We start from the raw sequence: 20,877 nt of genomic DNA on the forward strand, positions 1-20,877 counted from the left end.
ACGGCCATCCCTCCCAAACAGTCAACAGCGCAATGGAGAAAATTCCGAAGTTTCTTGTAGCAGGCTGTTTTAAAAGGATAATTCGGAACAAGAATGTTTCGGACGCCATTCGGACATCGAATCCGGCTATCTCCCAGCATCCCCGCACCCCGCCACCCCTTCAAAATTGTGGGGCGCCATCATTCTGCCCTGACAGGATCACAATCCGGTGGTCTGAAGGGCGCGCAGGATTCGAGCGAGTTTCGGCCTCTATATAAGGGCGGCCCTCATGATTTGACTCGCATGCTCAAAATATGCACATCTTCGCCCAAGCCGGTCAGGCCCCGAAGAAGCCCATGAAAGGACGCGGATAAAGCTGCCATGATGACGGAGAAGATGATGATCCGCTCGTTGGGCAACGAGCCGCCGCTTCTCGCCGATGGCAGACGTGCGCCCGACAAGCGCGAGGTTTCGCTGCGCTGGCTTTCGGGCACGTTCCTCACAGGCATCACTTCCAGCATACTCATGGGCGTTGCGCTCTTTGCCGCCCTCGACGGTCGCCAGCAGCTGGCAATCCCGGCGGAAGCCTATGCGAATATCAATGGCGACGCACATGAGGACACGGCGGTCACCCGCGGCGGGCGTCTCATTGCTCCGGCAATCGCCGCCAAACCATCGGACAAGGCGATTATGGAAGTGTCGACCGTCGTTCACGACGGCGACAAGGAAGTGGTCCGCCGCCAGCCCTTCTCGCATGTGAAGATGCGGCTTGCCGCCAATCATGTGGCGACCGAGGACTATCCCGACTTCGACGCGCTCTCGATCTTCTCCGCCGACGAGCCGCAGCCGGCCCCCGCCCAGCGCACCGGCGCGATCTATGGCTCTGATGTCGAATCCGAAGTAGCGCTGAAATCCGTCCCCTTCCCGACCGGCAAGAGCGACCTGAAGGTCGCGCCCGGCATGTCGCTCGACGAGATCGAGGAAAACGTCCGCTCCAACGGTTCGGTGCTAACCGACGGCGCCTCGCAGGTGGCCGCCCTCTATTATGTCGATCCGCAGCGCTTCTCCAACGAAGACAACGACGTCGATCTGACCGCTGGTCTTTCGGCCCGTGTCCTCGAACAGAACATGACGGTCTCGGCGCCGGAATCGATCACACCGCAGACCGAAGAATTTGCCGACGACATCATTCCGGCCCGCCAGAACGTGCCGATCGCCAAGGCGCTGACCGATGCCGGCTATCCCGACCCGCAAGCGAAGATGCTTTCCGGTTATCTGTCGCAGCCGCTCGGCAGCGAGGATCTGTCGAAGGGCGACGTGCTGCGCATCGGCATCATCCAGAAGGGCGAACAGGCAAAGCTGATCCGCGCCAGCGTCTATCGCGGCACGCGGCATCTTGTGACGATCGCGCTCGATGACAAGGGCCGCTTCGTCGTTGCCAGCGAACCGCCGATGCTGGATGCCGTCGCCACCGCCTTCAGCGACGACTCCCTCTCTGTCCCATCAGGACAGAACCTGCCGCGCGTCTATGACGGCATCTATCGCGCGGCGCTGTCCTACGGCATGACCAAGGACATGACGGCGCTGATCATCAAGCTGCTGGCCGCCAATGTGGACTTCCAGGCGCAGCTGAAATCCACGGACTTCCTCGAAGCCTTCTTCTCTGTCGCCGACTCGACCGGCAAGGCCACCGACGATTCCGAACTGCTCTATGTCAACGCCCGCTTCGGCGACACGGCGATCCGCTTCTACCGCTTCCAGGCCGATGACGGCAGCGTCGATTACTTCGACCAGGACGGCAAGAGCATCCGCCAGTTCCTGCTGCGCAACCCGGTTCCGAACGGCATCTTCAAATCTGGCTTCGGCATGCGCCGTCACCCGATCCTCGGCTTTGCCCGCATGCATACCGGCGTCGACTGGGCTGCCCCGCGCGGCACGCCGATCATCGCGACCGGCAACGGCGTCGTCGAGAAGGCAGGCTGGGATTCCGGCGGTTACGGCAACCAGACGATCGTGCGCCATGCCAATGGCTATGAATCCTCCTACAATCACCAGAGCGCCATCGCCAAGGGTGTCGTTCCCGGCGCCAAGGTTCGCCAGGGCCAGGTGATCGGCTGGGTCGGCACGACAGGTGAATCGACCGGTCCGCACCTACATTACGAAATGATCGTCAACGGCACCAAGGTCGATCCGCTGCGCATCCGCCTGCCGGGCGGAAAATCGCTGGATGGCGATGCGCTCGCCAAATTCCAGGACGAACGCAAGCGCATCGACACGCTGCTGAACAACCAGCCCGTCGATCAGGTTGCCAGCAAGTAGCCTTTACTACTCCAGGCGGCGGCAATGCTCCCGAAGGCCAGTAGAATTCATCCCTGAAAATTTCGATTCAAGTAGAATCTATTTGAAGTAGAATATTCGAAAGTGATTCGGCATCGGTTTAGCTAAATGATTTGGCGGGCGACATGGAATCGAGCGATGCATTCGAAAAGTGGGCTTTGTGCAAGGCGCATGAAATCCTTTCGAAAGAAGGATTTCTTCTGATGGACGCGGCACAGGCCCTCGACAAGAAGAGAACCAAATCCAACGCATTTCTGCTGCGCAACGCCATTGCCCGCTCCCTGATGGAAGCGGCGAGCCTTCGCAGCCTTCCGGCAGCCGGCGAAACCGCTTGAACCGTCCGGAATCGTCATTGCCCGCGGGCAATGAAAAATGCCGCCCCGGCTCTGCAGCGGGACGGCATCACTCCATTCTGTCCTGATCCGGCGGTTATGCCGCTTCGCTGACATTCTGCCGGGTGCGGAACAGCAGCCGGTCGGAGCCGTTCGTCACCTTGACCAGCGAACCATCCGGCACTTCGCCCGACAAGATCTGTTCAGCCAGCGGGTCCTGAACGTATTTCTGGATCACCCGCTTCAGCGGACGTGCGCCATAGACAGGATCATAGCCCTTGTTGGCCAGCCAGTTGCGGGCATCCTCGTCGAGATCGATGACGATCTTGCGCTCGGACAGCAATGCTACCAGCCGCTTCAGCTGGATATCGACGATCGCGCCCATTTCCTCCCGCTTCAGGCGGTGGAACAGGATGATTTCGTCGACACGGTTCAGGAACTCCGGACGGAAATGCGCCTTGACGACATCCATCACCTGTTCGCGAACGTTTTCGCTGTCTTCACCCTCGGAGAGCTGGGTCAGATAGTCAGCACCGAGATTCGACGTCATGATGATCATCGTGTTGCGGAAATCGACCGTGCGGCCCTGACCATCGGTCAGGCGTCCGTCGTCGAGAACCTGCAGCAAGATGTTGAAGACATCGGGATGCGCCTTCTCGATCTCGTCGAACAGCACGACCTGATAAGGCCGGCGGCGGACGGCTTCCGTCAGCGCACCACCTTCATCATAGCCGACATAGCCGGGAGGCGCGCCGATCAGCCGGGCCACGGAGTGCTTCTCCATGTACTCCGACATGTCCATGCGCACCATCGCCGTCTCGTCGTCGAAGAGGAAGCGGGCGAGCGCCTTCGTCAGCTCCGTCTTGCCGACGCCGGTCGGGCCGAGGAAGATAAACGAGCCGATCGGCCGGTTCGGATCCTGCAGGCCGGCACGGGCGCGGCGGACAGCGCGCGATACGGCCTGAACCGCATCACCCTGACCGATGACCGATTTCGCCAGCTCATCTTCCATCCTGAGCAGCTTGTCGCGTTCGCCTTCAAGCATCTTGTCGACGGGAATGCCGGTCCAGCGCGAGACGACATGGGCGATATTGTCGGGGGTCACGACCTCCTGCACCATCGCACCGCGATCGCCATCCTGCTTTTCAGCATCGGCGAGCTGCTTTTCGAGCTCGGGAATGACCCCATAGGTCAATTCGCCGGCACGCTGGAATTCCCCCTTGCGCTGGGCAATCGCCAGTTCGTTGCGGGCATCATCGAGCTGCTTCTTCAGGTCGGCGGCGAGGCCGAGCTTCTGCTTTTCCGCCTGCCAGCGCGCGGTCAGCGCATCGGCCTGTTCCTCCAGATCGGTTACCTCGGTCTCCAGCCGCTTCAGACGGTCGGCCGATGCAACATCGGTTTCCTTCTTCAGCGCCTCGCGCTCGATCTTCAGCTGCATGATGCGGCGATCGAGCTCATCGAGCTCTTCCGGCTTGGAATCGACCTGCATGCGCAGGCGCGCTGCCGCCTCGTCCATCAGGTCGATGGCCTTGTCAGGCAGGAAACGGTCGGTGATGTAGCGGTTCGACAGGGTCGCAGCCGCAACCAGGGACGAATCCGAGATGCGGACCTTGTGATGCTGCTCGTATTTTTCCTTCAGACCACGCAGGATCGAGATCGTATCCTCGACCGTCGGCTCGTCGACGACGACGGGCTGGAAGCGGCGGGCAAGGGCCGGATCCTTCTCGACATGCTTACGATACTCGTCGAGCGTGGTGGCACCAACGCAGTGAAGCTCGCCGCGGGCAAGCGCCGGCTTCAGGAGGTTCGACGCATCCATGGCGCCATCGGCCTTGCCGGCACCGACGAGCGTATGCATTTCGTCGATGAACAGGATGATCTCGCCGTTCTCGGACTGAACTTCGTTCAGCACCGCCTTCAGGCGTTCCTCGAATTCACCACGGAACTTCGCACCGGCAATCAGCGCGCCCATGTCGAGCGCCATCAGCTTCTTGTCCTTCAGGCTTTCGGGCACGTCGCCATTGACGATGCGCAGCGCCAAGCCTTCGACGATCGCCGTCTTGCCGACGCCGGGTTCACCGATCAGGACCGGGTTGTTCTTGGTGCGGCGCGACAGGACCTGGATCGTGCGGCGGATTTCGTCGTCGCGGCCGATCACCGGATCGAGCTTGCCCTCACGCGCCTCAGCCGTGAGATCGCGCGCGTATTTCTTTAGGGAGTCGAAGCCCTGCTCCGCGTTGGCGGAATCGGCAGTGCGGCCCTTGCGGATCTCGTTGATGACCTGGTTGAGGCTCTGGGCCGAAACGCCGGCATTTTTCAGCGTGATCGCCGTCGATGCCGAAGATTCGATCGCCAGTGCCTGCAGCAGGCGCTCGACGGTCACGAAGCTGTCACCGGCCTTCTTGGCGGCTTCCTCGGCGGTCGAAAAGACCTTCGCAAGCGGTGCAGCGAGATAGATGTTGCCGTTGCCGCCGGAAATCTTGGGAAGCTTCGCAAGCGCAGCGTCATTGGCCAGCCTGGCGGCCTTGGCGTCGCCGCCGGCACGCTCGATCAGCGAGGCAGCCATGCCCTGATCGTCGTCAAGCAGCACTTTCAGCACATGCTCGGGCGTGAATTGCTGATGGCCCTGGGCCAGGGCGTAAGTCTGAGCGGACTGGACGAAACCGCGTACGCGCTCGGAATATTTCTCGATATTCATACTGTACCTCCATGGATCGCCCTGCCCTGCAAGAGGCGCAGACCGATGATTGAGATTGAGCTCCCTGTAAAGGCAAGCCCGGCTTCACCGCTTTGGGATTCCGGCGAAGCAATCGAACCGAATATGGTGGGATATCGGAAGAGTTTAAAGGGGGATTGCTGCGAAAAGCGGCAGTTTGGCGCGGGCACGGGTGCCGCGTTTGCAGCGCCCGTTTTGCCTATTGAAGCTGCGGCTTCTTGAGGAAGCTGTTGCGGTCTGCAGACTTGATGCGAAGCCATGCCTCGCGCCCGTCCCGCAGCACCCGCATCGGGATTTCGGCGCCGGCAGAGCCACTCTCCCAGACCTTGCGGTAGAAGTCCGCAAGCCCTTCGACCTCGCCGTCGCGGATCTCGGAGATCACGTCGCCCTGGCGCAGGCCGGCTTTCGCGGCCGGACCATCAGGCGCGACGCTCATGACGATCACCTCGCCGTTGCTCTCTGCCGAGAAGGCACCGAGCCATGGGCGGGCGGGCTTGTTGATCTGGCCGCGATTGAGCAGATCGTCGAGGATCGGCCGCAACAGGTCGATCGGGACGATCATGTTGATATCGGCGACCTCGCCATCCTTGGCCATTTGCAGCCGCAGCGACCCGATGCCAAGCAGCTTGCCTTCGGCATCGACCATCGCCGCTCCGCCCCAAGAGGGGTGGGCGGGCACCGTGAAGATCGCCTCGTCGAGCAGATATTCCCAATAACCGGCGAATTCCTGCTTGGCGACGATATTGGCGCGGACGAACTGGCCAATGCCATCGGCGACGATAACGGGATCGCCGACCTGCGCATCAGCCGAATTGCCGAGCGGAAGGGCTGGAACATCGAGCGCGCCGAGCGCCTGGACGAGGCCGAAACCAGTCTCCTGGTCATAGGCGAGCGCATGACCGGCAACCACATGGCCATCCTGCCGGGTGAGCCAGACCTCTTCGGCCTCGGTAATCAGGTAGCCGATGGTCAGCACAAGGCCGTTTTCGCGAATGACCACGCCGCTTCCTTCCCGGACGGTGCCGAGTGTCGAAGCGGTAAAAGCATCCTCCGGAATGGAGGAACGGACGGCCACGATCGACCGTAAAATCTGATCGGTATTCATCTCTTGACCCTGACGGTTCTGGAAAAGAGGCGCACGATACGCGTCTTGGGGAGCGGCGCATCATGCTTGATATAAGGTATGAACTGCCGTCTGCGAGTGCAAGCTCGGCACTATCAGTACGGCTAACCTCACCAGAGCATGCATGCGTAAGTTGGTGAATTTCCGTATCTATCAACGGCAAATTCGGCTATTCGCGCATTTGTGATCACATGCGGGTTGGAGAAGATGGAAACAAGCGACCGAGCCTCGTCGGTACTCAAGCAGCATTTCGACCAGCACAGGACCGAGCTCAGCCGCTCGGAGCTTGCGGTCGCCGAGTATCTCGTCGGCCTGCCGATCGATGTCCTGATCTTCAAGAGTGCCGAAGAGATCGCCGCCGACGCGGGAACCAGCGACGCAACCGTCATCCGTACCGCCCGTCGCCTCGGCTTCAGCGGCCTGCCGGAGCTGAAGCGTATCTGCAGCCGCACGATGGCGCGCACCATCCCGACCAGTGACCGGCTGGAGCAGCGCTTCCGCGGCACTGGCAGCGACCTGCCGAAGGTCGCGCATCAGATGTTTGCCACCGCCCGCGAGGTGTTGAGCTCGACCGAGGAGCAGCTCGACGAGGAAGCCTTCGCCGCCGCAGTTTCGCTGCTGGAAAGTGCCGACACCGTCTGGTGCCTCGGCATGGGAACGGCCGAGGTCGAGGCCAGGCACTGCTCGATCGCGCTCAGCCGGACGGGTCTGAGAACCCGCTGTTCCGGCGCTTCCGGTTTCACGCTCGCCAACGAGCTTCTCGATCTCCGCAAGGCCGACGCCGTCATTCTCTTCAACGCCGTCCACGAAACCGCGGAATTCTCGCTGGTCACGAGCCAGATGGCCGAACTCGGTTGCAAGCTCGTCCTCGTCTGCGGCGTGCAGCTCGGCGAACTCTATCGCAACAAGGTGGATGCGCTGCTCACCTGCGTCGGCTCGCCATCGAAACTGGCAAGCTGGAGCCTTGGCGCGATCGTCATCGGCGACCTGCTCGCCTATGGCGTGGCGGTGAAGAACCAGCCCCGCGCAGTCGCCACGAAACGACGCCTTGCCGGCCTGAGGAGTAAGGTCCTCAGCCCGAAATGATCGGCCTCAGATGGCCATCAAAATAAACATGACGGCTTTTGCCGTCATGCCGCGACCTCCCAACTCGAGTTGATCCCCGCGCCGCAGCCGGCGCTTCCATCACCAAAACCTGATGCCGCCAGACAACGGAAGAAGCCGCGCTTCTTTTCCGGATGATGGCTCATTGCCTGATCTTACCTACCCGCAGGACCCCCATGCTCAACAGACGATATCTCGCAGCCACCTTCGCGCTGCTCGCTTCCGCGACCTCGACGCTTGCTCAGGATGCCGCAAATTCCGGCGATACCACCACGCTCGAAGCCATCAAGATCACCGGAAACTGGCTGGACGAGCCGAACGAGGAGAAGGTTCTGAAACACCCCGGCGCCAGAACCATCGTCGATCGCAAGCAGATGGAAGAGCGCGGCGCCACTGACGTGCGCGATGCCCTGAACCTCGTCCCCGGCGTCCAGGTTCAGGAGAGCAATGGCACAGGCGGCAGCGATGTGTCGCTCAATCTCGGCGTTCGCGGCCTCACCTCCCGCCTCTCCCCGCGCTCGACCGTATTGATGGACGGCATCCCGCTCTCCTATGCGCCTTATGGCCAGCCGCAGCTGTCGCTCTTCCCGCTGACGCTCGGCAATGTCGAGACGATCGATGTCGTGCGCGGCGCGGGCTCAGTACGCTACGGCCCGCAGAATGTCGGCGGCATCATCAATTTCGTGACCCATCCCATCCCGGACGAATTCACCGCGCGCTTTTCTTCGGGGGCCGACATCGCGAGCGGCACCGGCAACGTCAAAGCAACGCCCAACTTCCTGATCGGCGGCACCAATGACGACGGCTTCGGCGCGGCACTCCTCTATTCCGGCATTCATGGTGAAGGCTACCGCGAGAGCAACGACCGTACCGATATCGACGACATCATCCTGAAGGGCAGCTACGAGCTGACCGATACCGACAAGATCAGCGCCCAGTACCACCACTACGAAGGCGAAGGCAAAATGCCGGGCGGCCTGACGGCGGCCGAATATGCCGAGGATCCGTTCCAATCGACCCGCCGCTACGACGATTTCAGCGGCCGCCGCGACGACATCTCGCTGCGCTACCAGCATGACGACGGCGAAAACAATTTCGAACTGCTGACCTACTATGTCGACTCGTTCCGCGGCAGCCATGTCGAGCAGCAGGGCACCGGCGCCAGCGCCGACCTCTATCGCCTGACTTCGGCGCCGCGCGAATACAGCTATTTCGGCATCGAGCCCCGCTATTCCCGCCTTATCGAGCTCGGCGGCATCACCCAGGAAGTGACGATCGGCTATCGCTATCTCTGGGAGGAGAGCTCCGAAGTCGCTGCGAGAACCGCTTTCTACAATCGCGCGGCCGGCATCGATCCCAATTCGCTGGCGATGAACACCTATCAGACCAGCGACGGCGGCACGACGGCGCATGCCTTCTACATCGACGACAAGATCGAGATCGGCGATTGGACGATCACGCCGGGCGTGCGCTACGAGATCATCAGCACCCATAACGATATCGCCAACCTGACCGGCGGCGTTGTCACGAGCACCTCCTCGCCGTCGATCGATGCCCATGAGGCCCTGCCGACCCTGTCCGCGGCCTACCAGATCAACGATTCCTGGAGCGTCTTCGCCAATGTCGGCGTCTCATTCGGCCCCCAGCAATACAGCCAGCTGGCCTCGACGACCGATGGCCTGCACCCGGAGAAGGCAACCACTTACGAAATCGGCACGCATTACGAGGGCGACAATTGGAGCGGCGAACTCACGCTCTTCAACATCGATTTCGACAAGGAACTCTATCTCGGCCGCACCATCGTCGGCGAAGGCATCTGGACCGATCTCGGCGCCACCCGCCATCGCGGTGTGGAAGCCGCCGGCCGCTATGACCTGAGCGATCTGTCCCCCGCGCTCGACGGCCTGTCGCTTTCGGCAACCTATACCTATACCGAGGCCACCTATGAGGCCGGTGCCTTCGAAGGCCGCGATCTGCCTTTCTATTCCCGGCATTTCGGCTCGGTCGGCGCCCGCTATCAGTATAACGACTGGGCGATCAATGCCGATGTCTTTGCGCAATCGAAGCAGCATTCGCCGGGCAACGCCGCCGATGGCGCAACCTACGTGACCGACGAGGATCCGACCGGCCGCCTCGGCGACATCCCGGGCTATGCAACGGTCAACCTGCGCGTCGCCTACGAACCGCAGGACAGGAAGAACGCCCCGAAATTCGCCTTCGGCGTGAAGAACCTGCTCGACAAGGAATACTTCACCCGCTCGACCGACAACAACGGCGGCAAGTTCGTCGGTCAGCCGCGGACCTTCTTCGTCAATGCATCGATCGCCTTCTGAAACTTGCGATCCCCACGAAAACAAAAAGGCCGCCCCGAAGGCGGCCTTTCGCATATCTGTGCTTGACCAAGCTTACTCGGAATCAGCTTCTGCGAGGACGGGAGCCTCGGAAGCGGCTTCGCCTTCGCCCTCACCGGCTGCGCGGCGCGGACGGCGCGGGCGGCTGCCGGTGCTGCGGCGGCGCGGCTGGCGCTCACGCGACTGGCCGCCTTCCTCTTCCATCGAAACCTCGGCCGGAATGCCCTCGATATCCGGTTGTGGGCCGGTACCGTCGATCACATCCTCGGAAACGGCGGGAGCGGCGGCTTCGATCTGCTGCTGTTCGCGGTTCTCGCGGTTTTCGCGCGGTTCACGAGGCTGACGCTGCTGGTGCTGTTCGCGCGGCGGCTGAACGACGACGACATCATCATTGTCGCCATTGTCCATATCATCGCCATCACGCTCAGCGCCCTGATCCTGATAGTCGCCGCGATCATCACGCTGGAAGCGTTCCTGCATCTGCGCCTGCGCGCTTGCGATGATGCGGTTGTAGTGCTCCGCGTGCTGCAGATAATTCTCGGCAATGACGCGATCGCCGGAGCTCTGGGCATCACGGGCAAGCTGGGCGTATTTTTCGGCAATATGCTGTGCCGTGCCGCGAATCTTCACGTCAGGACCAGAGCTGTCGTAGGTCCGTGTCAGCGGATTGCCGCCCTTGCGGTTGAAATTGTTGTTATTGTTATTTCCGCCGCCGCCGCCATTATTGTTATTGCCACGCCCGCGACCGCGCTTGTTCTGCTGTCCTGGCCTCATAGATCGTTCACCTGAATTCTCGTTCGTGTGGAGTTAAGGCACCGATCGCCAAGGCCGGGAAAAACCGACTCAGGGCCTTCGTGCCGCAAGCATGATGCGCCTTCGCGCCGACCTGCCGCTTGTTCTCAAGTCATATTGACTGATTCACGCATTGGGTCGTGTTCAACCTTTTGAAACTCTCGTTTAAAAGAGTGGACCCCCGAGGCTGACCAAGTACCGAACGAATCTTCGTTCCTTCTTGGGTGCCCAACGCGTGAGCGCAACCTATCTTGCTTCCCTGGGAAATCCAAGCCTTTTCTTCGCAATAGCAATATCGTCCTGTCCAATGCTGGAATTTATCGCTCAAACATTGAGTGCGAACACGAGCACCCGGTCATTCTGACCATAATCCTTTGCGGACTCCAGACGTTTGAAGCCTTCTTTCTCGAAGACATCTGTGACGTCATCACATTGATCGAAGCCGATCTCCAATCCGATAATGCCATTCTGCCGCAAGAACCTTGCCGCATCCTTGGCGATCGCCCTGTAGGCGTCAAGTCCATCCGGGCCGCCATCCAAAGCTGCCGCAGGATCAAATTTCTTCACTTCGGGAGCGAGATCGTCAACGACCTTGGAAGCAATATAGGGCGGATTTGAGACGATCGCGTGAAAGCGTCCATCGATGTTGGCAAACCAGCTGGATTGTATTGCCCGGAACCGCGCCTCAAGTCCGTTTCGACTGGCATTGGCTTCAGCCGTTGCGAGAGCGCCGGCCGAAATGTCGCTACCGGTTCCTTTGGCTTGCGGAATCTCGCTCAGCAGCGCCAGGCATATGGCGCCCGTTCCGGTTCCGATGTCCAGGATATGGAGATCGCCGCCCTCACTTGCAAGACGTCTCAGATACGGAAGCATCGTATCGACCAGAATCTCCGTATCCGGCCGCGGCTCCAGCGTCTCAGCCGAAAGCGAAAGCGGCAAACCGTAGAATTCGCGTTCGCCAAGGATGCGATGAACCGGCTCGTGCTTCAGGCGCCGTTCGATCGCGGCCTCGATCACGGCGATCTTTTCGGCATCAGGAATATCGTTTGCCCGCGTCAGCATCTCCGTCGATGACAGGCCAAGCAATCCCGAAATCAGCACGCGGGCGTCGGTTGCCGGATCCGCAATGCCCGCTTCCGAAAACCGGCTGCGGGCGCTGGAAAGGATCGCCGAGACGGTTCGCCCGCTTGCCGTCATTGCTGTTCGCCGAGGCTGGCGAGCTGGCTTGCCTGATAGTCGGCCAGCAGCGCATCCACCACTTCGTCGATCTCACCGACCATCATCCGATCGAGCTTGTAGAGCGTCAGGTTGATGCGGTGATCGGTGATGCGGCCCTGCGGGAAATTATAGGTTCGGATGCGTTCGGAGCGATCGCCCGAGCCAACCTGGCTCTTGCGGTCGGCAGAACGCTCGCTGTCGGCCCTCTGGCGCTCGGCGTCATAGAGACGCGACCGCAGAACCTGCATCGCCTTCGCTCTGTTCTGGTGCTGCGACTTCTCGGAACTGGTGACGACGATGCCGGTTGGGAGATGCGTGATGCGCACCGCAGAGTCCGTCGTGTTGACGTGCTGACCGCCGGCACCCGACGAGCGCATCGTATCGATGCGAATATCTTCCGCCCGGATTTCGATATCGATTTCTTCGGCCTCAGGCAGAACGGCAACCGTGGCCGCAGACGTATGAATGCGCCCGCCCGCTTCTGTTTCCGGCACGCGCTGCACGCGATGAACACCGGATTCGAACTTCAGCTTGGCGAACACGCCACGGCCGGTGATCGTCGCGATGATTTCCTTGAAGCCGCCAGCTTCCCCCTCGCTCGACGACAGCACCTCGACCTTCCAGCCGTTGGCAGCCGCAAAGCGCTCGTACATCCGGAACAGATCGCCGGCAAAAAGCGCTGCTTCCGACCCACCGGTTCCGGCGCGGATTTCCAGGATGGCGCTCTTCTCGTCCGCCGCATCCTTCGGCAAGAGCAGGATCTGGATTTCCTGCTCCAGCCCCTCGATGCGCTCTTTGACATCAGGATATTCAAGCTCGGCAAGATCGCGCATCTCGCGATCGACGGACTTGTCTTCGAGCATCGCTTCCAGGTCGGCAAACTCGGCCACGGCCTTCTGATAGGCGCGGATCTTGCCGACCACGGGCTGCAGTTCGGAATATTCGGAGGCGAGCTTCACATAGACGTCGGCCGCAGGACCGGCGGACATGCGCGCTTCGATCTCGCCGAAGCGGCGTTCCAGCTCGCGCATCTTTTCAAGGGGAAGCTTCGCCACCCTTCACTCCAATTCTTCTTATCGTTGTCTAAAGGGGAATATTGTGGCTGCTGGCGAAGCGGACAAGAATGTCGCGCATCGTTTCCGTGCCATGCGTATCGTCGAGCGCCTCGTCCATGACCTTGGCGAGCGCCGTCACGTCGAGCCCGAGCAGCATCGCCTTCACCGGGCCGATAGAGGCCGGCGACATCGATACCGAGCGGAACCCGATCCCCATCAAAGCCATTGCCGAGATCGGCTTGCCGGCGAGCTCGCCGCAGAGCGTCACGGTCGTATTGTTACGCTCACCGGCGCGCGTGATATCGCGCAGAATCCGCAGGAACGGACGGCCAAGCGTGTCGAAACGGTCGGACACCCGCGCATTGCCGCGGTCGACAGCCATCGCGAACTGGAACAGGTCGTTGGAACCGACCGAAACGAAGTCGGCAGCTTCCATCAGCTCGTCCAGCTGCCAGAGCAGCGCCGGAACCTCGAGCATCGCCCCGAACTGCAGCTTGCGTGGCAGGCCATGCCCAAAGCGCGAGAGGTGCTGCACTTCCTTCTGCAGGAGCTCGCGGACCGCCTTCAGCTCCGAAACCTCGGTCACCATCGGCACCATGATCTTCAGCTCGGTGCCGGCAGCAGCCTTCAGCATGGCGCGCAGTTGCGTGCGCAAGAGACCCGGCCGGTCGAGCGACAGGCGGATCGCGCGCCATCCGAGCGCCGGATTTTCTTCCTCGTGCCCGCGGAAGTAAGGAACGACCTTGTCGCCGCCGATATCGAGCGTGCGGAAGGTCACGGGGCGTCCTGCCGCCTGTTTCAGCACGTTGCGATAAAAGGCTTCCTGCTCCTCCGCCTTCGGCATGGTCGAGGCGATCATGAACTGCAGCTCTGTGCGGAACAGACCAATGCCTTCAGCGCCGGATTCGGCAAGCTGCGGCAGATCGACCAGCAGGCCGGCATTCATCTGCAGCGCGATGCGCTTGCCATCCTTGGTCAGCGGCTCGACGGCGCGAAGCGCGCGGAACTGCTCCTGACGGCGAGCTCGGAAGCGGACCTTCTCTTCGTAGGAACGTTGAAGGTCCTGCATCGGCCGCAGATGGACGTGTGCCTCGTCGCCATCGACGATCGCCGCATCGCCATTTTCGGCAAGCGCCACGACACCGGCGACCTGACCGATAACGGGAATGCCCATGGCACGCGCGACGATGACGACGTGGCTGGTGACCGCGCCTTCCTCGAGCACGAGACCGCGAACATTGGCGCGCGGGTAGTCAAGCAACTCGGCAGCGCCCATGGCGCGCGCAAAGATGATCGCATCGTTCGGGAAGCCATCGGCCGTGGTGCGGCCGGTATAGCCGGTCAGCTGCCGCAGCAGGCGGTTTGCCAGGTCTTCGAAATCATGCATCCGCTCGCGCAGATACGGGTCGGTGAGGCGCATCATCCGCGCCTTGGTGTCCGACTGAACCTTCTCGACCGCGGCTTCCGCCGTCAGGCCATTGCGGATCGCCTCTTCGAGCTTGCGCACCCAGCCCTGGTCGTGGGCGAACATGCGGTAGGTCTCGAGAACCTCGCGATGCTCGCCTTCCATCGACACGTCACGGCGCGACAGCATGTCGTCGATCGACAGCCGCAGCGAACCCATGGCTTCGGCGAGGCGACGGATTTCCTTTTCCGAGTCCTCGTTCAGCAGGTTGGTGACGACGATGCGCGGCTCGTGCAGCACGACGTAACCGAGACCGATACCTTCATTATAGGTGTCGCCGTCGATGGTGACGGAACGCGTCAGATCGAGTTCGAGGCCGGGCTTGGTGATCTTCTTGAGCTCGCCGGTGGCGATCATCTCGGCGAGCACCATCGCCGTCGTCTCGAGCGCTTCGAGCTCTTCGTCGCGATAGTTGCGGCTCGCCTTGTTCTGGACGACGAGAACGCCGAGCGAACGGCCCGTGCGCAGGATCGGCACGCCGAGGAAGGAGTGATAGATCTCTTCGCCGGTTTCCGGCAGGTAACGGAAGGCCGGATGCGATTGCGCATCGGAAAGATTGAGCGGCTGCGCGGAAGCGGCAATCGTACCGACGAGACCCTGTCCCATCTTCAATTGCGAAAGGTGGACGGCTTCCTTGTTCAGACCTTCGGTTGCGTAAAGCTCAAGAACGCCGTCGGCACGCAGCACGTAGACCGAGCAGACCTCCGCCACCATGTTGCTGGCAATCTGGCGTACGATCCGGTCGAGCCGCTCCTGCGGCTCCAGCGGCTCCGCCATCAACTCGCGCAACCGCTTGAGCAGTACGCGCGGACCGCCGGACAGGTCTCTCATTGCGTCTCAAGCTCCCCGAAACAAATGCCTAATGCGGCCAGCAAACCGGCCGCATCTCTTCATGTCGAAGGGGCGGCCCGCCCGCTGGGAATCAATTCTTATCGAGACCGTAGCAGGAATGCAAAGTTCTGACAGCGAGTTCCGCATACGGGCCGTCGATCAGGATCGAAATCTTGATTTCCGATGTGGTGATCGCCTTGATGTTGATACCCTTTTCCGCGAGCGCGCGGAAGGCCGTAGCTGCAACGCCAGCGTGCGAACGCATGCCGATGCCGATGACCGATACTTTCACCAGTCCCGATTCGTGCTGCACGACATCGTAGCCGATCGCCGGCTTGTTGTCGGACAGGACCTTGATCGCCTTGTCGACATCGCCCGACGGAACCGTAAACGTCATGTCGGTCTTCGAGCCGTCTTCAGAAATGTTCTGGACGATCATGTCGACATTGATGTGGTTCTCGGCCAGCGGTCCGAAGATCGCGGCGGAAACGCCCGGCCGGTCGGCAAGACGGCGAAGCGAGATCTGAGCCTCATCCTTGGCATAGGCGATGCCGGTGACTACTTCCTGTTCCACGATTTCATCCTCGTCACAAATCAGCGTTCCGGGCGGATTCAAGAAGTCACCCATGCCCGGAGCATCGGGATCTTCGAAAGAGGAGCGCACGAAGGTACGAACCTTGTGCACCATCGCAAGTTCCACCGAGCGGACCTGCAGAACCTTGGCGCCGAGCGATGCCATTTCGAGCATTTCTTCGAAGGCGATCTTTTTCAGGCGGCGCGCCTGCGGCACGATGCGCGGGTCGGTCGTGTAGACGCCGTCGACATCGGTGTAGATGTCGCAGCGATCAGCCTTCAGCGCCGCAGCAACAGCAACGGCCGACGTGTCGGAACCGCCGCGGCCGAGCGTCGCGATGCGATTGTCCGGGCCGATGCCCTGGAAGCCGGCGATGACGGCAACCTGGCCTTCGCCCATGCGCTTGACGATATCGGCACCGTCGATTTCCTGGATGCGGGCGGCGCCATGGGCGTTGTCCGTGCGGATGGCGATCTGCCAGCCCTGCCAGGAGCGCGCATTGATATCCATCGCCTGCAGCGCGATCGCCAGCAGACCGGCCGTGACCTGCTCGCCCGAAGCGACGACGGCATCATATTCACGCGCATCGTAAAACGGGGAGTTGGCGCCCACGACCTTCGGCATGTTCTGCACCCAGCCGACGAGCTCGTTGGTCTTGCCCGACATCGCCGAAACCACGACCGCGACTTCGTGGCCCGCGTCCACTTCACGTTTCACATGGCGGGCAACGTTCTTGATGCGGTCCAGATCGGCGACGGAAGTTCCGCCGAATTTCATAACGATGCGTGCCATAAGCCTCTACCACAGCCAGCGCCGGGGGCCGCGAGCGGATTTCTCCGGCCGATCATGCGCCATTGACAAACCACCGGGAGAGACGATTGCCAGACCCGGCATCAGGAGCCGGTCGGACCATAGGCCGGAGCGCTCGAATTGGGAGTTCTGGAACGCTTCTAAAGCCTTGGCGCCCAAGGGCTCAAGTTGCGGCGTCTCTTAGCGGCTTTGCATGGGGGTGGCAAGGTCGCCAATTGGCGTTTGGCGGTACGGTTTAGCAAAGTTTTCCGCGATCGGCAGCAGAGGCTTTTCCGGGCGCCTGTTGACGTCTCCGGCAGCCGCTCCCCATAACACCTTGGGGTTATGTTCGATCTCCGCCCGCTCGTTCATCTTTTCTTCATAAATAAAAAATGCGGGCGGTGACCTGCGCGGAACAGCTAAACGAATTGCCCTGCGCAGCTCCCGGGAAGATCAATCAACAACTCTTCGCGGAGGCGGAACATGAATGACACAGTAAAACTCGACCGCACATTGGGCCTCTGGTCCGTTGTGCTTTTTGGTCTCGCCTATATGACGCCGATGATCGTCTTCGGCACTTTCGGCGCACTTGCCGCCGCAAGCCAGGGCACGACGGCCATGGCCTATCTCGTGGCGGCTGCCGCGATCCTGCTCACCGCCATCAGCTACGGCGTCATGGCCCGCGTCTATCCGGTTGCCGGTTCCGCCTACACCTATGCCCGCCGCTCGCTGAGCCCGAGCATCGGCTTCCTCGTCGGCTGGGCAGTCCTGCTCGACTATTTCTTCCTGCCGATGGTCATCTGGCTGATCGGCGCGGCCTACCTGACCTCCGCCTTCCCGGCCATCCCGGCCTATGTCTGGATCATCGGCTTCATCCTGCTGACCACGCTGGTCAACGTCGTCGGCATCGCCTTCGCAAACCGCGTCAATTTCATCCTGATGCTGGTGCAGCTCGCCGTCCTGATCGCCTTCGTCTTCCTCGCAGCCCGCTATGTCATGGCTGCCAGCGGCCCGGGCGGCCTCGTCTCGGCAACGCCGTTCTTCAAGGCTGACGTACCCTTCTCGGCATCGATCGCCGGTGCCGCAATCGCCGCCTATTCCTTCCTCGGCTTCGACGCCGTCTCGACGCTGACCGAGGAAACCAAGGATGCCAAGCGCACCATGCCCCGCGCCATCCTGATCACCGCCCTTGCCGGCGGCCTGATCTTCGTCGTCGCGGCCTATGTCACCCAGCTTGCCCATCCGGGCATGGACTTCGTCTCTGTCGATGCCGCTGCCAGCGAAATCGCCAAGACGATCGGCGGCGACCTTTTCGTCACCATCTTCCTTGCAACGCTCGTCGTTGCACAGTTCACCTCGGGCCTCGCCGCCCAGGCCAGCGTCGGCCGCCTGCTCTTCGCCATGGGCCGCGACAGCGTTCTGCCGTCGTCTATCTTCGGCAGCCTGCATCCGAAGTGGCACACGCCGGTGATCAACCTCGTGCTCGTCGGCATCGTCGGCCTGCTGGCGCTGACCATGGACGTGACGACCTCGACCTCCTTCATCAACTTCGGCGCATTCCTCGCCTTCACCGCGGTCAACATCTCGGTCATCGCGCTCTATGTGAAAGGCGACCAGCAGGTGAAGCCGCTCGGCGCGCTGATCGGTCTCGTCATCCCGGCGCTCGCCGCGGTCTGCGATCTCTTCCTGCTCTGGAATCTCGACGAGCATGCCAAGGTTCTCGGCCTGATCTGGCTGGTCATCGGTATCGGCTATCTCGCCTATCTGACCCGCTTCTTCCAGTCCGCACCTCCCGAAATGGACTTCGCAGAGTAAAGCTTCGAGCAGTAGCCCGGCCGGAGGCGGCCGGGCTACGCCAGGAACAGGCGGAAGAGCTCGGCCTGGCTGGAAATGTTGAGTTTCGAGTAGATCTGCCGGCGATGCACCTTCACCGTGTTGGGCGAAAGCTCAAGAACGGCGGCAAGCGAGAGGTTGGAATGTCCCTTGAGGATCAGCGTCACGATCTCGAGTTCACGCTTGGTCAGCAGCGGATGTTCGATCCGTGCGGCTGGAGCGGCATTCTTGATCTCCAGCGACAGCCCGGACACATGGAACCAATGACGGCTTCCAAGCGCGCAGACGAGCAATGCGGCCGAACGCAGCCGCTGCAGGTCCTCTTCGGAAAACAGCGCGGCATTACCGGTGCGCGACAAAGACAGCACGGCGATATAGCCGCTCTCGAGCGCCAGAACGAAACCGATCTCGTCGATAATCTCGGTCGTCGCGTAGTGCAGGCGGAAATATTCGGTCTGCGCAAAATCGTCGGGCGCGATCTCGCGCATCACGATCATCCGCGCGCCGCCATCGGCACGGATCGCGTCATAGAAGGGATCGAGCACGAAGGCGCCCGCCAGATACCGGTCGACGATCAGCGACCGCTCGGCAACGATCTTCTCGTTATAGAGATCGAAGGCATGGCCATCGGGCGAATAAATGAAGCCGTTCATCATCTGGAACGGCGCCAGCAGCCTGAGCGCTGCGGCAAGCGCATCCGGAAAGGCCCGCGAACCGATGGCGTTCGCAGCCTGCGCGAGAGCAGCATTCCAGACGTCGAAGGACGGCATCTGGGAAGTTGGTCTCGAAACGGAATTCATGAATTGTCCCGGCAATGAAAAGCCGTAGACGGCTTCCGGCACAGCAAGCACTCTTTCAAAGCGAAATGCAATGACCCCGATGGAACACGCAGACATGACCAAGAACGCGGCCGAACAATCCGCCTCCCACCCGCTCGACCTCCCGGCGACGGAGATCGCACGCGGCATTCGCGAAGGGAGTTTCTCGTCGGAATCAGTCGTTGCCGAATCCATCCGCCGCGCCAGGGCCGTCAATGCGACCCTCAACCCCTTCACGGTGATCCGCGAGGAACAGGCGCTGGAAACCGCCCGGGCCGCGGACCGTGCCGCAGCGCGCGGCGAAGCGACCGCCCCCCTTCACGGCGTCCCCTTCGCTGCCAAGGACATGACGCCCACCAAGGGAGACCTGACGACGCTCGGCTCCTGGACCCAGGGGAACCGGATCCCCGACGAGACCGCACTCGTCGTCCGCCGTCTCCAAGATGCCGGCGGCATCCTGATGGGTAAGACGACGACCCCGGAATTCGCCTATGCCAGCTTCACCCATAGCCCCCGATGGGGGATCACCCGCAATCCCTGGAACCCGGAACGCACCTCCGGTGGTTCCTCCGGCGGCTCAGCCGTGGCGGTCGCAACCGGCGTCGTGCCCTTCGCCGAGGGTACGGATATGGGCGGCTCGGTCCGCATACCCGCGGCCTTGAGCGGCACGGTCGGCCTCAAGGCCAGCATCGGCCGCATCCCGATGACCATCCTGCCGAGCGTCTTCGACAATATCTCGCATTTCGGCCCGCTCGCCCGCACCGTCGGCGATGCCGTCTCCTTCATGGAAGCGACCTGCGGACCGAGCGACGAGGACATCTCGTCGCTGCCGGTTGGCTTCGTCTCGCACGTTGCCCGCAACGGCAGCCTCGCAGGCAAGCGCTTCGCCCTCTCGGTCGATCTCGGCTATTATCAGGTGGAACCCGAGGTCGAACGGCTCGTCCGCCAGGCGGCCGACGAGCTGCGCCGCGCCGGGGCAACGGTCGATGAAGTGCCGATGCAATGGACACGCGCCGTCAACGACGAATGGTTCGACCTCTGGTGCGTCTTCATGTCCGGCTTCTTCGGCGAGACGATCGAGACCTATCGCGACAAGATGGATCCGGCCGTCGTTTCGATGATCGAGCGCGGGCTGGCGATGAACGCCACCGCCTACAAGCGCGTCGAACTGCTGCGCACCCGCATGTGGCGCGACATGGCGGCCCTCTTTGAAAATTACGATGCACTGCTCTGCCCGACCTGCGCCGTCACTGCCCCGTTGGTCACCGAATGCGATGACGATTATGTCGCGACCGGTCCGGATGGCCGCTTCGTCGGTCTCGACATGACCTGTCCCTTCAACATGCTGCCTCAGCTTCCCGCCCTGTCGCTTCCCGTCGGCCTTGCATCGAACGGCCTGCCCGTCGGCCTGCAGATCATCGGCCGACGCTTTGCGGATGAAAGCGTGCTGTCGATGGCTGCGGCGCTGGAGGCGCGGCTCTCTGTCCCGCGGCTTCCCGCCCCTTGACTTATGCCGCCGATCGTCCGACTTCACTCATGACTGACGCAAGGAGCAGACCC

15 protein-coding genes are annotated in these 20,877 nt (G+C 61.7%); 6 read left to right on the plus strand and 9 right to left on the minus strand.

Translation table 11 applies throughout. The features are described 5' to 3' along the window. Positions 1–360: 360 nt before the first annotated feature. Complete coding sequence (locus ACODR6_RS08470; protein ID WP_112720264.1) at positions 361–2,298, plus strand: M23 family metallopeptidase; 1,938 nt, start codon at positions 361–363, stop codon at positions 2,296–2,298. A gap of 221 nt (positions 2,299–2,519) precedes the next feature. Beyond that, entirely contained in the window at positions 2,520–2,651 is a 132-nt protein-coding gene (locus ACODR6_RS08475) for a hypothetical protein (RefSeq protein ID WP_354541045.1), read from the plus strand. A 94-nt stretch (positions 2,652–2,745) separates the two neighbouring features. Here ACODR6_RS08475 and clpB read toward each other — a convergent pair whose 3' ends face one another. Together clpB and ACODR6_RS08485 are read right to left on the minus strand one after the other, a co-directional pair. Continuing rightward, entirely contained in the window at positions 2,746–5,346 is a 2,601-nt protein-coding gene (gene clpB, locus ACODR6_RS08480) for an ATP-dependent chaperone ClpB (protein WP_112720263.1), read from the minus strand. A gap of 217 nt (positions 5,347–5,563) precedes the next feature. Beyond that, a complete protein-coding gene (locus tag ACODR6_RS08485; protein ID WP_130284166.1) occupies positions 5,564–6,469 on the minus strand; it encodes a S1C family serine protease in 906 nt (301 codons plus the stop codon). 225 nt (positions 6,470–6,694) lie between these two features. Here ACODR6_RS08485 and ACODR6_RS08490 point away from each other — a divergent pair, with 225 nt between their 5' ends. Together ACODR6_RS08490 and ACODR6_RS08495 are read left to right on the plus strand one after the other, a co-directional pair. After that, on the plus strand, positions 6,695–7,573 hold the full coding sequence (locus ACODR6_RS08490) for a MurR/RpiR family transcriptional regulator (protein WP_489022242.1): 879 nt from the start codon (positions 6,695–6,697) through the stop codon (positions 7,571–7,573). Positions 7,574–7,767: 194 nt separating this feature from the next. Beyond that, complete coding sequence (locus ACODR6_RS08495; RefSeq protein ID WP_489022244.1) at positions 7,768–9,924, plus strand: TonB-dependent receptor family protein; 2,157 nt, start codon at positions 7,768–7,770, stop codon at positions 9,922–9,924. 72 nt (positions 9,925–9,996) lie between these two features. Here the strand turns inward: ACODR6_RS08495 and ACODR6_RS08500 are convergent, their stop codons facing one another. The 6 genes from ACODR6_RS08500 to ACODR6_RS08525 form a co-directional block, all read right to left on the minus strand. Beyond that, positions 9,997–10,716: a DUF4167 domain-containing protein gene (locus tag ACODR6_RS08500; RefSeq protein ID WP_489022246.1), complete on the minus strand. Its 720-nt coding sequence runs from the start codon at positions 10,714–10,716 to the stop codon at positions 9,997–9,999. 342 nt (positions 10,717–11,058) lie between these two features. Then, positions 11,059–11,931, minus strand: a complete 873-nt coding sequence (gene prmC / locus ACODR6_RS08505) for a peptide chain release factor N(5)-glutamine methyltransferase (protein ID WP_489022249.1) — start codon at positions 11,929–11,931, stop codon at positions 11,059–11,061. Further along, positions 11,928–13,007 carry a peptide chain release factor 1 gene (gene prfA / locus ACODR6_RS08510; RefSeq protein ID WP_489022251.1) on the minus strand — a complete coding sequence of 360 codons (1,080 nt, stop codon included), beginning with the start codon at positions 13,005–13,007 and terminating at the stop codon, positions 11,928–11,930. The genes prmC and prfA overlap by 4 nt, the downstream gene beginning before the upstream one ends. Positions 13,008–13,035: 28 nt before the next feature. Then, positions 13,036–15,303 carry a phosphoenolpyruvate--protein phosphotransferase gene (ptsP, locus tag ACODR6_RS08515; RefSeq protein WP_203427921.1) on the minus strand — a complete coding sequence of 756 codons (2,268 nt, stop codon included), beginning with the start codon at positions 15,301–15,303 and terminating at the stop codon, positions 13,036–13,038. 91 nt (positions 15,304–15,394) lie between these two features. Next, positions 15,395–16,669: an aspartate kinase gene (locus tag ACODR6_RS08520; RefSeq protein WP_112386085.1), complete on the minus strand. Its 1,275-nt coding sequence runs from the start codon at positions 16,667–16,669 to the stop codon at positions 15,395–15,397. Between the two features lie 198 nt (positions 16,670–16,867). Continuing rightward, entirely contained in the window at positions 16,868–17,038 is a 171-nt protein-coding gene (locus tag ACODR6_RS08525) for a hypothetical protein (protein WP_489022254.1), read from the minus strand. A gap of 111 nt (positions 17,039–17,149) precedes the next feature. On the opposite strand from ACODR6_RS08525, the gene ACODR6_RS08530 reads away from it, so the two are divergent. Next, positions 17,150–18,481 (plus strand): APC family permease, encoded by a 1,332-nt coding sequence (locus ACODR6_RS08530; RefSeq protein WP_199627797.1) that lies wholly within the window; start codon positions 17,150–17,152, stop codon positions 18,479–18,481. Positions 18,482–18,516: 35 nt separating this feature from the next. Here the strand turns inward: ACODR6_RS08530 and ACODR6_RS08535 are convergent, their stop codons facing one another. Then, on the minus strand, positions 18,517–19,299 hold the full coding sequence (locus ACODR6_RS08535; protein WP_130284179.1) for a LuxR C-terminal-related transcriptional regulator: 783 nt from the start codon (positions 19,297–19,299) through the stop codon (positions 18,517–18,519). Positions 19,300–19,393: 94 nt separating this feature from the next. Between ACODR6_RS08535 and ACODR6_RS08540 the strand changes: the two genes are divergently transcribed. Then, positions 19,394–20,824, plus strand: coding sequence for an amidase (locus ACODR6_RS08540; protein WP_489022257.1), 1,431 nt, complete (start codon positions 19,394–19,396; stop codon positions 20,822–20,824). The last annotated feature ends 53 nt before the right edge of the window (positions 20,825–20,877 follow it).

It is taken from the genome of Rhizobium sp. FG96 (assembly GCF_057808655.1).

Coding starts and splice junctions, on each gene's coding strand:
- ACODR6_RS08520 (WP_112386085.1), bottom strand. CDS start 16,669: ATGGCACGCATCGTTATGAAATTCGGCGGAACTTCCGTCGCCGATCTG.
- ACODR6_RS08475 (WP_354541045.1), top strand. CDS start 2,520: ATGGACGCGGCACAGGCCCTCGACAAGAAGAGAACCAAATCCAACGCA.
- ACODR6_RS08495 (WP_489022244.1), top strand. CDS start 7,768: ATGCTCAACAGACGATATCTCGCAGCCACCTTCGCGCTGCTCGCTTCC.
- ACODR6_RS08470 (WP_112720264.1), top strand. CDS start 361: ATGATGACGGAGAAGATGATGATCCGCTCGTTGGGCAACGAGCCGCCG.
- ACODR6_RS08500 (WP_489022246.1), bottom strand. CDS start 10,716: ATGAGGCCAGGACAGCAGAACAAGCGCGGTCGCGGGCGTGGCAATAAC.
- ptsP (WP_203427921.1), bottom strand. CDS start 15,303: ATGAGAGACCTGTCCGGCGGTCCGCGCGTACTGCTCAAGCGGTTGCGC.
- clpB (WP_112720263.1), bottom strand. CDS start 5,346: ATGAATATCGAGAAATATTCCGAGCGCGTACGCGGTTTCGTCCAGTCC.
- ACODR6_RS08485 (WP_130284166.1), bottom strand. CDS start 6,469: ATGAATACCGATCAGATTTTACGGTCGATCGTGGCCGTCCGTTCCTCC.
- ACODR6_RS08525 (WP_489022254.1), bottom strand. CDS start 17,038: ATGAACGAGCGGGCGGAGATCGAACATAACCCCAAGGTGTTATGGGGA.
- ACODR6_RS08490 (WP_489022242.1), top strand. CDS start 6,695: ATGGAAACAAGCGACCGAGCCTCGTCGGTACTCAAGCAGCATTTCGAC.
- ACODR6_RS08530 (WP_199627797.1), top strand. CDS start 17,150: ATGAATGACACAGTAAAACTCGACCGCACATTGGGCCTCTGGTCCGTT.
- ACODR6_RS08540 (WP_489022257.1), top strand. CDS start 19,394: ATGACCAAGAACGCGGCCGAACAATCCGCCTCCCACCCGCTCGACCTC.
- ACODR6_RS08535 (WP_130284179.1), bottom strand. CDS start 19,299: ATGAATTCCGTTTCGAGACCAACTTCCCAGATGCCGTCCTTCGACGTC.
- prmC (WP_489022249.1), bottom strand. CDS start 11,931: ATGACGGCAAGCGGGCGAACCGTCTCGGCGATCCTTTCCAGCGCCCGC.